We start from the raw sequence: 12,035 nt of genomic DNA, 5'->3' as shown, positions 1-12,035 counted from the left end.
TGAAGCTGGTAGTCATGCCCACCGGACGCAGTTTCCGTCGTCCCAGTGACCGTCTCGGTCACGAGGTGGCTTCCCTGCTGCTGACCCCCTCCGCGGCACGCGACCGCCTGACTCGTGGCGTCTGGAGCAGCAAGGACCCCGAGGACCCGGTAGGCAGGGTGGAATATGCCATGGATCGCATGATTACCGCCGAACCGCTGGAGGCCCGTCTTCAGAAAGGCCTGGGCGTGCGGCTGTCGGCAGCCAATCTGGAAGATACCGTCAAGCGCGGCGTGGCCGAGGACGTTATCTCCGAACAGGAGGGCGCAATCATCCTCGAAGCCGCCAAGGCGATGGCCGCCGCGATTGCCGTGGATGAGCTGCCGGCCGAGCGGGAACCGGAGGCCCATGGCAGCTCGGCCCGCCAGGGTGAGGCAGCCAAAGCCACCGGCTAATTGATTGCCACCATGCTGCAAGCACAAAGGCCCCACCTTGCGGTGGGGCCTTTTTTATCGTTAAACATTCAGGAAAAACCCCAAGGAAATGCTGATTCAGGGATTCACGAATCATCCCGGGGCAAGCGCTCTCCCGTTCGAATCAGATCAGCCACATCCTCGGCCATTAAGGGGCGGCTAAAGTAAAAGCCCTGCATCAGACGACAGCCCGCTTCGATCAACAGGTCTCGTTGGACCGACTGTTCGATACCCTCGGCAATCACCTTAAGACCAAGGGCGCTGGCCATGCTGATGGCCGCACCGGTAATGGCCTCGTCCTCACTTGAGCTCGCAATGTCCCGAACGAAGGAGCGGTCCAGTTTGAGAATATCCACCGGCAGGCGTTTCAGCTGACCCAGGGAAGAACTACCGGTGCCGAAATCATCCATGGCCACCCGCACCCCATGCTCCCGCAGGCGATCAAAAACTGCCTGATACTGTTGTTGACCAATCAGCACATCACTCTCGGTCACCTCCGCAACCAGGCGGTTTGCATCAATGCCATTGCGACTCAGACTGCGATCCACCATGCCGGGCAGGCCACCATGACGACATTGCACCATGGAAAAATTGACGCTCATGGTGAGGTCTTCACCCTCAAGCTGATCCCACTCACCCAACTGAGCCAAGGCCCGGTCCAACACCCATTCCCCGATGGGCACAATCAAACCGGTTTCCTCGGCCAAGGGAATGAATTCACCCGGCGACACCATGGTGCCATCAGGGCGTTGCCAGCGAACCAGGGCCTCAACTCCCATGAGGCTGCCGGTTTCCGATTGCACGATAGGCTGATAATGGAGTACGAAATCCTGCTCCTCCACGGCTCGCCGCAATTCATTGTCCATTGACAGGCGACGCACCGCTCGCTCCCGAAGCTCAGGAGTGAAGAAGGCGTAGCGGTTTCGCCCCTGCTTCTTGGCTTCATACATGGCCGCATCCGCATTCTGCAGCAGCCGTTCGGCTTCCTCGGCATGATCGGGAAAGAGGGAGATACCGATACTGCAGGTCAGGGTCACTTCGGTATTGCCCAACATGACCGGTCTCACCAGGCCCTTGCGGATGCGGTTGGCAATGCCACGCAGGGTCTCCAGGCTTTCCACCCCGTGGACAATCACCGTGAACTCATCACCGGCCAGGCGGGCTACCCAATCACCCTCCCGGGTACTGTCCAGTAGACGCTGGGCAATCTCCTGCAGCACCACATCGCCGGCATGGTGCCCCAGAGAGTCATTCACGGCCTTGAAGCGATCCAGGTCCACAAACAGCAGTCCCACCCTCTCCCCTTCCCTGGCTGCCGATTGCAGGGACCGCTGGAAGAATTCGTGGAAGGCATTTCGATTGGGCAGCCGGGTCAGACCATCCAGGGTTGCCATTTCCCGCAGGCGATGCTGAGCCTGTCGTCGGTCGGCAGCGGCAAGTGCCAGGGAAATGAAGTCAACGGCGGAACTGATGAAGTTGTCATCGTCTTCCGTCCAGAAGCGTTGAATCCGGGACTCGGCCATGAGAAAACCGCGAATGCGGCCACCACGCCGGAAGGGGGTCACCAGGGCAGAATAGACCCCATTGGGTCGAAAATAGTCTTCTCGATACAGGGCGGCTCTCGGATCAGCGTTGACGTCGGAGAGCACTAGTGTCCTGGTCTTCTCCAATTCCCGTCGGCTTTCGGCATCGATTCGGATATCGAAGCTTTCATCAGGCTGCTGCCTGGCCTGGTCCCCGTCCAGAATCATTCTGGCCCGAAACAGCTCCTGGTCCAGATTCAGATCCCAGACCGAGACCCTTGTCACCGCCAGTCCCCGTGCCACCCCGCGAGCCACCCCGACAATAGCGGCTTCCAGGTCACCCTCGGCAATAACCGGGTTACGCGCCAATTCCATGAGAATGAGTTTTCGGCGATGGTTGGTGGTCTCACGCCGCCGCAGCTCCGACTCCACCCGTCGCCGCTCCTCCACTTCGGTACGCAAGGACTCGGCCACCGATGCATAAGAAAAACGCGCACTAGTCGCTTCAACCTGATCTCTGTTGATGCGCGGCGCCGCCAGCCCCAAAACCACCGCCGCCAATGCCACCAGGCCGGCGGTAATCTGGCTCAAGGGCTCGCCCACAAAAACCAATCGAAGGAAAACAGGCAAGAGAAAACATGCCAGGGCCAACTGAAACATCCACAGAGCCGGAGCCAGAAGAGGCAATGCAACACCGGAGATAGCCACCATGGACAGGGCAATTATGACCTGGAACTCTGGCTCATCCAGCGGGAAAAACAGGGCGCCGGCTACCCCCCAGATCGGCGCGGCAACTGCCAGGCCCACGCCAAAGGCGATCAGCCAGGTTCGTGGTCGGTTGATATGGCCGCGATAATGAAAAAAGGCCAGGGCCAGGGCCAGACGGCAGAACTCCACCAGACACAGGGTGATTGCCCACGCCATCGCCACACCGGTCTCGACCACTTCCCGGAACAGGGCCGCAAGCAGGAATGCCGCAGGAATGCTGACCACGTGGACCGGCAGGGAATAGCTGAACAAGCGCCGGACCATCTCCGATTGGACCCGCGCATTAACATCCCTGTCAGTTACGGTGACCTTCTTGGCTTCCATCTGGTCCCACCTATTGCCAACCCGAGAACCCATCCTTTGCCGTGACCATGCAGGGAAACCGGTTTCGGAAATCCCCTATTGGTCCACCAGGTCCATGCGGTAGACTGCCGTCAGGTAAACAACATGCCCAAAAACGGCCCGTTGGGCAAATCAGGAGGTAGGAGATGGAACAGCGACGCGGCATCACGCTGATTGGCTTGACCTGCCTTCTGGCTTTCACGACCGCCTGCGCGGGCTTCATTCAAGATCGACAAACCAGGGATCGCCAGGCGAGAATCGAACGGGCCATTCAGGATGATGCCACCTGCCGCCAGCAAGGCCGTGAATTCCCCTCTACCGCCTACACCCGCTGCCGGCAATCCTTACAGGATCAACGGGAGTGGCGTCAGTTGCGCGCCCTGGAGATACTGGAGCCAGAGCCCATGGGCGCCGGCGTTCGTGACCCCTTCCACCGCCCGTCGAGCGAAAGGGGTGATTTCCGCTGCGAAAAACGCCGCTGGGAAGAAACCGAGTGGATTGAGTGTGGTGTGTATCCCAATTAAGCACAGGGAGCCAGCGTCTAGCCCCGGGATGCCTCCCACTCATCGACAGCAGTGCCAAGACGACGCGCACAAGCCCGCAAATGCGCAATTGCGTCTTCATTGGCCTCGGTGCGCAGGGCTTCCCAGGCTTGATCCAGGTATTCCTCACCTGTCCTCGCGATACCGTCGTCTTCCAGCATCTGTGCTGCACGGCGCAAGGCACCCAGGCACTCATCCACACTGGCCTCATCCAGCTCGGATTCCGTAAAAACCAGAGCACAGGCCCCCAGGGGCGCCGCATCCAGGGCCCGGTCCTCGGAGGTTTGCTGATCGAGGGGCACGCTGTGCCGATAACGCGCCACCAGACCTTCAACCATCCAGACCAGGGCCAGCATGGAGGCCATGTCATTGAAAAGGTGAGGATCACCGCGCTCGGCAGCGGTCTCCGCCGCTGCCGCCAGCGCTGGCGCTACGACCAGCCGGTACTCACCGGAAGCCAGTCGCAGAGAATCTGGCGCACTTGTGGGGGTCTCATTCATGCCGGCTTTCGTCCTCCAGTTTGATTTCAATGCGGCCGCTGCTGGCCTGGGTCAATTCATTATCCAGGGCTGACAGGCAGCGTGCGGGTAACTGGGCGCGGATGTGCACCCGCTCACCGTAGTCCACCTCAAGCGCCTGAGCCTCGTGAGCCAGCAGCTGGCGGCGCACCAGACTTTCGTGCTCGAAATCCAGGACCAGCTGCAGCTCCCGGCTGGGCTCCCGCCAGCTCAGTTCAGTGGCGTCCAAAGCCCGTTGCACTGCGGCCCCGTAGGCTCTGACCAGGCCTCCCGCGCCCAGCTTGATACCACCGAAATACCGAATCACCACTACTACCGTGTCACCCAGCCCCTTGTGTTCCAGCACCGACAACATGGGACGGCCGGCGGTGCCGGCTGGCTCGCCCGCATCGTGGCTGCCCATCTCCGCACCGCCCAGGGGATTGCCGGCCACAAAGGCCCAGCAGACATGGCGGGCATCGGGATAGCGGCGGCGGCAATCCTCGACAAAGGCCATCGCCGCTGCTCGACTGTCGGCCCGGCCGAGGCGGGTGATGAAACGGCTGCGCTTGATCTCCAGCTCGGTTTCCACCGACCCGGCGGGATGCTGGTACGGGGTTTCGCTCACGGCCTGCTCGCGCGCTTGGGTGGAAGGGAATGTTATCATGGGCGGCTTTCCACGCATGCTGCGTGGCGACCCAAGCAACCGGATCCGTCAACGTCGTGGCCATTCTTCAGGACAAGATAAACCGAATTCTGCTGACCTATGGTGAACTGGCCCTCAAGGGCCGCAACCTGGACGACTTCAAGCGCCGTCTGCAGGACAATCTGCGTCTTCGTCTGGCGTTCGCGGGCCCCGGCTGGACGGTCCGCTGGCGACATAAGCGCCTGTTCGTGGAAGTCCCTGAACAGGGGCGGGAACAGTTGCCTGCGGTGCTGACGGCGCTGCAGGAGGTAGCGGGCCTGGCCTGGATTCATCCCTGCCGCTGGTTGCCGGGCGACCCGCGCCCCAGCACGGAGCACCTCCCTCAACTGGAATCCTGGTTGCTGGAAATGGCCCGGGCGAGTTACCGCCCGGGTGATCGCTTCCGGGTCACGGTCAATCGGGCCGACAAGCGTTTCCCGGGCCGCTCCAACGCCCTGGAACAGGAGTGGGGCGCACGCCTCATCCAGGAGACCGATTGGGATCAGGTCAGCCTGCGCCGCCCGGAGCGCAATTTTCAGCTCAATATCTATCCCGAGGGCTGCTACCTGTTCTGTGAGCGGCTGCCGGGGATGGGCGGGCTGCCGGTAGGCAGCGGTGGTCGGCTGATGACCATGCTGAGCGGAGGCATAGACTCTCCGGTCGCGGCCTGGATGATGGCCAAACGCGGCTGTAGCCAGGATTTCATCCATTTCACCGCGACCCACCAACAACAGAACGACCCGGCCAGCAACAAGGTGGTGGACATGGTCCGTCACCTGAGTCGTTTTACCATCCGCTCTCGACTCTATCTGGTGCCCTATACCCATTTCGATCTGGCCATGCTGGCCTCTCCCAGCCCCTATGGCGTCATTCTGTTTCGCCGCTTCATGGCTCGGGTGGCGGAAAGCCTCTGCCAGGAGACCGGTGGACTGGCTCTGCTCAACGGCGACAGTCTGGGGCAGGTGGCCTCCCAGACGCTGGAGAACATGGTGAGCAAGTCGCGGGCGGTGACCCTGCCCATCCTCCGCCCCCTGGTAGGTATGGACAAGCAGGAGATAATCGATATCGCTCGACGGATCGGCACTTTTGAGAATGCCATCCAGCCCTACAAGGACTGTTGCGCACTGATTGAACAGTCACCCAAGACACGCTCCGAACATGGGCGCCTGAGCCGGGAGGAAAAGGACGCCTTTGACGACTACGAAGGGCTGATCCGTGACAGCCTAGCCGAGGCAAGGCGGCTGGATTTCCAGTGCGGGGAAGCGGTCGATCCTGATAGCAAGGACCCACTCAGGGGCTGACGAAGGAAAGCGCTAGAGGTTCCTGAAGACCTGCTCCGGGCCCACGCAACGGTCAGGCAGCCGCGCCCGTCCTGGTGCCCGTAGAAAATCGACGACCGCATCGGCAATACAATCGTTATCGAAAACCAGACCATGAGTCCGACCCTCGGCAAGCAGCAAATGACTCTGGGACAGATGTGACTGCTGGTGACGCGCCCACTCCTTGGGGGTGACAGGATCCAACTCGCCGGCCAACAGCAACACCGGCAGATCGGCCTGCACAGGCTGGCGAAAGGCCTCGCCATCGAATTGACCGCTATCCCAGCCATTGACGCAGGGATGATGGCGCCAGATGGACTCGGGAAAGCTCGCCTCAAGCCCAAGAGCCTGGACTGCCTGATCCATGCGCGCCGGATCCGAAACCGCCGATTCCTCGCAGATCGATGCCCAATAAACTGCATCCCGTCGGTCCGGATCCAGGGCCGGCCCCACGACCTGGCTCAGCAGGCCGGCAAGATCCCTGAAATCGTCGCCGGCAGCTGCCACGATGGCCGCCGGCAGGGCTGCCAGGCTGTCGTCAAATACCTGGGCCGCGAAGACGAGATCGGCATAGCGCTTGCCGTCGAGCCAGAGCGGCTGTGGCGGGCGTCCGTTCAGCTCCAGCAACAGCAGCTCGGGTTCCCGGTCAAGTCGCGACTGGAGCTGTTCATGGGCCTCAGCCAAGGCCGGGCCGGGGCAATCCGGCTCTGCCTGGCAACGATCCAAAAGACGATCCCAGGCATCGGCATAAACCGTCGGCAATGTAATGATGGGATCCCGGTCGGTGGGAAAGACACCATCCAGTACGGCAGCCGAGAAGCGCTCGGGCCGTTGCCGCAACAGGGCCAGCGCCATGCGCGAACCATGGGAAAGGCCCAGCAGACGAGCCTGCTGATCACCGACCGCCGCGAGCATGCCGGGCACATCACCAAGCATGTGACGGGCGGCGAAGTCGGCCGGATCCAGACCGTCGGCCTGCAGCCTGTTCCGGCACGCCGCCAGCATCTCGCGACTGGCCACCGCCTCCTCCTCAGGCGTCAGTGGCCGGGCCATGATATCGCTCACCAGCGCGGCCCGGTCCGGGCAGGCGGTGCCGGGCCGGGCATTGCCGGTGCCGCGGGGGTCGAAAATCAATAGCCGCCCCGGAAAACGATGGGCCTGCATCCAGGCTGCCCACAGCCAGGCACTGTCCGCATCCGTCCCGCCGGGGGCACCGGGCCCGCCCGGCAGATGAATGGTCAGAGGGGCGTAGGGAGGCTCACCGTCCCGGCGCAACTCGACAAGGGGCAGCTGAATCGGCTCGCCGCCCTCTGTCCGGACACCGGTATCGTAATCGCTGCAACGGGCAGTGACGCCGGCGGGCAGGCGGAATTGGCAATCCCGCCATTGCAGATCCTCGCTGGCAAGCGGCGGGCGGGGCTGGCTGCCATCCAGGGCCGGCCCGTCCGGCACAGCGGGACGCAACAGCCAGGAAGCCAGAAGCAGCACGGCCAGCAGAATGCTGCCGGCAAGCGCGAGCTTCAGAGGCACCGCGCGCCGCGCTCAATACCGCGCCGGCAATAATGCCGGGCCTCGACCCGGGTCAATTGCCAGCATTCATTGTCACGCTCGAACCGCAGGCGATGGTCGATGCCGGCCAGGGAATCGTCCTTGAACCCCCAACGCTGCAACAGGCCCTCATGACTGTCCTCCGACAGCGCCCGGGCGCGAATGTCCACATCGATGCGATCATCCTGGGCTGCCCCCAGCAGACCGCGCCCCCGGGCCCAGGCCTCCACGACATCCTCAATCTCGCCGCAGAGGGCCTCCTCGGGCAACTGGCTGGTGTCCTCCAGGGCCTCCACATGGACCCATTCGCTGCGAGCGGGCTGGAAGGGACTGTCTGCAGCTCGCTGGCGGTAATCGGTCCAGGCCGGCTGTAGATAGAAACCATTGTCGTCCGCCTCGCCCTGCTGTGCGGGAGGCGATATCTCATCCGCCTGGCAGGCCATCAACCCAGGCAACAGCAATGCGATGATCGCCAGGCCCGGGCGCAAACCATATCGATTCATTCGGTCCTCGCTCGCTCAATCAGATCGCGAATCTGAGAGGCCCGTTTAAAGGCCCCGTTGCCACTGGTGGAAAAGCCGAACAGCGGCTTGGTCTCACCATTCTTCATCCGAATCACCGCCCGATGCGTGGGCCGACTTCGGCCGCCCCGGGAGCTGGAGTAACTGGTCTCCACGTCCACCTCATCGACCTCGGCCAGGGGCAGACGTTCCTCCCGACCGGAGGACTGCCACCAGCGGCGGCGGCGGAGCATCAGCCAGCCGCTACCCGGCAGGGCCTCGACCTCGGCCACATTTCGCACACCCAGAAGCATGTACAGGCCGATGGCCGGAAACAGCAGAATGAACAGGCTCAGCATGCCACCCGCGGCATGACTCAACTCCAGACGCGGCTGGTCCGGATTGTTCACAAACGCATTGACCTCTTGGGCCATGCGCTCGTGGGCAGTCCGGGAGGAACTGCGAAAGGCCGACAGATCCCGGGACCCAGAGGCTGTATCGAGCACGGCCCAGTAATTGGTGCTTGTCCCCCCGTCGCTATTGCGACTGCGCCGAGACCTTACTTCAGCACCGCGCAGGTCCGACAGTGCGAAGACATCATGGGTGCTGGAAAAGGGCCCCACCGACTGGTAAACACACTCCCCACTGGCCCGCTCACAGACCAGATCCACCGCAGCCTGGGAAAAGACCCAATAGATACCGGAGCCCAGCACCACGAAAAAGGCCCCGATAAACATGGAAACCTTGTTACGAAACTCAACCTTGAGGCCGGAAGCCGTATTCATCATTGCTCACTCCCCCCAAAAAATCTCCCTGAGACAACCCCAGAATACCCCACACAGCCACCCACCAAAACCGGATCAAATCAAAGAGCGGTGGCGAAAAGTGACTCAACGAAAAAGGGGCCGCTCATTGCTGAGCGGCCCCGAAATCGAAAAACTGGTGCCGGAGATAGGAATTGAACCTACGACCTTCGCATTACGAATGCGCTGCTCTACCGACTGAGCTACTCCGGCGCAAGGCGGAGATTATAGCGGTATTCACCCCGGGCGGACAATCGCGGTCCGCCTACGACCTGAGTTAAAAATCCGCGCAATTCCCATTCGGTTTTTACCCCCCCCCGCTGATCGTTGCACCGCAACAACAATCTGACCCCCGGATTATGTCATTCCCCGACGAACGGTAACTTCACCTGGAAGGCCCGTCATAAAAGGCTCTCCGGAACTCCACCCCAGTGCCCAGGAGCCGGATTCACGAATTCGGGTTGCATCCACAGCAAGATCGACTAAACCTATTGACTGGCGTCCGCGGACGTCGCTTTGCGTTTCGACACCCAGGGACAGCGCAGGCAGTTAACCACAGGACGGTGCACAGAAGCCGGGGGGGTTTCTGCTTGCAGGCGCGAAGGTTTACCAAAAATAAACCTCAACTGGAGTGTCACTTATGCGTTATACCTCTCTGTTGCTCGGGGCCGTTCTGGTTCTGGGCCTTTCCACCGCCAATGCCAACAATCGACATGTGGATGTCATTGTCAGTCTGAATGACGGCGGTCCCGCAGCCGAAGCTGCAGCCAACCGGGCAGATGCCGCCAACTTCGCCGCCGAGTTCGGTGTTCGCGCCGAGCGCGTCTATGGCGCAGCCCTGACCGGCTTCGCTGCCTCCGTACCCGAGGCTCGCCTGGACGCCCTGCGCAATCACCCGCGTGTTTCCAGTGTCACCATGAACGGCCGGGTTTCCATTGCCCAGGGCAACTGCCCCCACTGCGGTGGCGGTGGTGACGACGACGATGATGATGACGATCAGGGCAATCAGACCTTGCCCTGGGGCATTGAACGCGTCGGTGCCGACCAGAACAACAACACCGGTGACGGCATCAGCGTCTATGTACTGGACACCGGCATTGACGCGAGTCACGACGACCTGGCCGGCAATCTGGGCAATGGCTTTGCCTCCGAGCCCTGCCAGGACCAAAGCAGTGGTCCGCCCAACAGCCGTCGGACCTGCGAAACCGACTGGGATGATGACCAGGGCCACGGCACGCATGTCGCCGGTACCGTGGGCGCCATCGACAATGATATTGATGTCGTGGGTGTTGCCCCGGATGTCACCCTGCACTCGGTCAAGGTGCTCGATAGTGGCGGTGGCGGCAGCTTTGCCGGCATCATCGACGGCATCGACTGGGTAGCCGAGCAGGTCCAGGCCAGCGGTGAACCCGCCATTGCCAACATGAGCCTGGGCGGTGGCGGTTCCAAGAGCGGTGAGTGCACCGAGAATGGTTTCGTCGGCGATGATGCCATGCATGAAGCCATCTGCAACGCCACCAACGTGGGCGTGGTCTTCGTCGTCGCTGCCGGCAACGAGGGCGCCGATGCGGCCGGGTCCGTGCCGGCGGCCTATGACGATGCCGTGATTACGGTGAGCGCCACCGACTCCAGCGACGACTGGACCAGCTGGTCCAACTGGGGTGACGACAGTGCCGACTGGACCAGCAATCAGTCCGCACCCGTCGCCATTGCCGCACCCGGTGCCGCGATTGAGTCCACTGCCATGGGCGGTGGGACCGAGAGCCTGAGCGGCACTTCCATGGCAGCCCCGCATGCGGCCGGTGCGGCAGCCCTGCTGCTGCGTTCCATCCCGGAGTCCGCGGATGCCAGTGCCTTCCACAATATCCGCACTGGCTTGTTGAACAGCGCCGAGGACAGCAGCGGCTTCTCCAACACCAGCGGCAACCCGCACGACGAGGATTTCCTCGACGCCAGCGGTCTCTGATCATCGCCATTCGGCAATGATCACGGAAAAGGCCGGGCTCACGCCCGGCCTTTTCTTTTCCTCCCAAGAAATCCTGCCCGTAAAGCATTCTGGAACATCCCTGTCGGAAAATTCCGGCACCGTCTGTCCCCGCCTTGAGCCTCCGACCGGAGCCTGAATAAGCTCCGCAAAACAATGAATCTGGGGGAGTCATTCAATCAGGGAGGGTTAATCAACATGAAAAAGGGGGAAAGGGGCCTGACGCTGCTGGAACTGCTGATCGCCCTGGCGGTGGTCGGCCTGCTGATGGGGATTGCCACCCCGGCGGTTGACCGCTGGGTCCAGGAGACCCGCGCCACCACCGGCACCAATATGATGATCGGCAGCCTGCAATTCGCCCGCAGCGAATCCCTGCGCGTGGGCGTGCCGGTCAGCCTCTGCCCAAGCCGGGACGGACGACATTGTGCGGCCGATCAACAGGCCTGGTCAGAGGGATGGCTGATCTACCGCCACCAGCAAAGTCATGGTAATAACCGTCTCAGCCACCCGGATCAGATCCTGCGTGTGCAGTCTGCGGGCGTGCCGGGCCTGCGCGCCAACCGCCAGCGCTTCACCATGCGCACGGACGGGCGGCGCAGCACCAATGGCTCCATTCTGGTCTGCCGGGAGGGAGAGGCGCTGGCGGCCCGGGCGATCATCATCAACGTGAACGGCCGCGCACGCAGCACCCGCGACCCGCAGAGGATGCCTTCGCCTGAGTGCTAAAGAGCGCTAACGACGGCGCTCAGTTGCCTGTCCTACCCAATAAGGCCAAGTCCACACAATGCGAGCCACGGCGTGAGGTGGCGTAGCAGGGGCCGGGGAGGCTTTTCCAGGATTGTGGGCGACAGGGTGAGCCAAGACCGATGGTCCAGTGGACCATCGCAGCATGGCGAACGCCCGCACGAGGATGTGCGGGCCGGACCGGAAGGCGGAGCAGGAAAGCGCAGCCTTTCGGTCGCCCCCAAAGCCTACAGGGATGTATCTACGGCGATGAGATGGTCTCCTCCCTCCTTCATCACTCGGCGTCGATGCGCCATGATGGAAGCTCGGAAAAAAACCCATCAATGGA

General features: G+C 62.1%; 11 protein-coding genes and 1 tRNA gene. 5 read left to right on the top strand and 7 right to left on the bottom strand.

Annotated features, from left to right (window positions below):
- The coding region (locus tag ACJWXQ_RS07020; protein WP_406672453.1) for an acyl-CoA dehydrogenase domain-containing protein at window positions 1-434 on the top strand (434 nt) is incomplete at its 5' end.
- A gap of 104 nt (window positions 435-538) precedes the next feature.
- On the opposite strand, the gene ACJWXQ_RS07015 is transcribed toward ACJWXQ_RS07020, so the two are convergent.
- Entirely contained in the window at window positions 539-3,067 is a 2,529-nt protein-coding gene (locus ACJWXQ_RS07015) for an EAL domain-containing protein (protein WP_346050254.1), read from the bottom strand.
- A gap of 164 nt (window positions 3,068-3,231) precedes the next feature.
- On the opposite strand from ACJWXQ_RS07015, the gene ACJWXQ_RS07010 reads away from it, so the two are divergent.
- Window positions 3,232-3,609 (top strand): hypothetical protein, encoded by a 378-nt coding sequence (locus ACJWXQ_RS07010; RefSeq protein WP_346050256.1) that lies wholly within the window; start codon window positions 3,232-3,234, stop codon window positions 3,607-3,609.
- A 17-nt stretch (window positions 3,610-3,626) separates the two neighbouring features.
- On the opposite strand, the gene ACJWXQ_RS07005 is transcribed toward ACJWXQ_RS07010, so the two are convergent.
- Both ACJWXQ_RS07005 and ACJWXQ_RS07000 read right to left on the bottom strand, forming a co-directional pair.
- Window positions 3,627-4,127 carry a hypothetical protein gene (locus ACJWXQ_RS07005; RefSeq protein ID WP_346050258.1) on the bottom strand — a complete coding sequence of 167 codons (501 nt, stop codon included), beginning with the start codon at window positions 4,125-4,127 and terminating at the stop codon, window positions 3,627-3,629.
- Complete coding sequence (locus tag ACJWXQ_RS07000) at window positions 4,120-4,752, bottom strand: YigZ family protein (RefSeq protein WP_346050260.1); 633 nt, start codon at window positions 4,750-4,752, stop codon at window positions 4,120-4,122. The genes ACJWXQ_RS07005 and ACJWXQ_RS07000 overlap by 8 nt, the downstream gene beginning before the upstream one ends.
- Before the next feature lie 62 nt (window positions 4,753-4,814).
- Between ACJWXQ_RS07000 and thiI the strand changes: the two genes are divergently transcribed.
- Window positions 4,815-6,110, top strand: a complete 1,296-nt coding sequence (thiI, locus tag ACJWXQ_RS06995) for a tRNA uracil 4-sulfurtransferase ThiI (RefSeq protein WP_346050262.1) — start codon at window positions 4,815-4,817, stop codon at window positions 6,108-6,110.
- A 12-nt stretch (window positions 6,111-6,122) separates the two neighbouring features.
- Here the strand turns inward: thiI and ACJWXQ_RS06990 are convergent, their stop codons facing one another.
- From ACJWXQ_RS06990 to ACJWXQ_RS06975, 4 genes are all read right to left on the bottom strand, one after another.
- Window positions 6,123-7,658 carry an alpha/beta fold hydrolase gene (locus tag ACJWXQ_RS06990; protein WP_346050264.1) on the bottom strand — a complete coding sequence of 512 codons (1,536 nt, stop codon included), beginning with the start codon at window positions 7,656-7,658 and terminating at the stop codon, window positions 6,123-6,125.
- On the bottom strand, window positions 7,649-8,179 hold the full coding sequence (locus ACJWXQ_RS06985; protein WP_346050266.1) for a hypothetical protein: 531 nt from the start codon (window positions 8,177-8,179) through the stop codon (window positions 7,649-7,651). Before ACJWXQ_RS06985 ends, ACJWXQ_RS06990 begins: the two co-directional genes overlap by 10 nt.
- Complete coding sequence (locus tag ACJWXQ_RS06980) at window positions 8,176-8,964, bottom strand: hypothetical protein (RefSeq protein WP_346050268.1); 789 nt, start codon at window positions 8,962-8,964, stop codon at window positions 8,176-8,178. The genes ACJWXQ_RS06985 and ACJWXQ_RS06980 overlap by 4 nt, the downstream gene beginning before the upstream one ends.
- A gap of 152 nt (window positions 8,965-9,116) precedes the next feature.
- Window positions 9,117-9,192 (bottom strand) — tRNA-Thr (locus ACJWXQ_RS06975).
- Between the two features lie 427 nt (window positions 9,193-9,619).
- Here ACJWXQ_RS06975 and ACJWXQ_RS06970 point away from each other — a divergent pair.
- Together ACJWXQ_RS06970 and ACJWXQ_RS06965 are read left to right on the top strand one after the other, a co-directional pair.
- A complete protein-coding gene (locus ACJWXQ_RS06970; RefSeq protein ID WP_406672452.1) occupies window positions 9,620-10,945 on the top strand; it encodes a S8 family serine peptidase in 1,326 nt (441 codons plus the stop codon).
- Between the two features lie 216 nt (window positions 10,946-11,161).
- On the top strand, window positions 11,162-11,689 hold the full coding sequence (locus ACJWXQ_RS06965; protein ID WP_346050272.1) for a GspH/FimT family pseudopilin: 528 nt from the start codon (window positions 11,162-11,164) through the stop codon (window positions 11,687-11,689).
- The last annotated feature ends 346 nt before the right edge of the window (window positions 11,690-12,035 follow it).

The sequence above is a fragment of the Natronospira sp. genome, from assembly GCF_007134575.1.
Lineage (GTDB): Bacteria > Pseudomonadota > Gammaproteobacteria > Natronospirales > Natronospiraceae > Natronospira > Natronospira elongata.
Note: the sequence above shows the minus strand (reverse complement) of the source record. Positions and strands in the feature narration are given on the sequence as shown.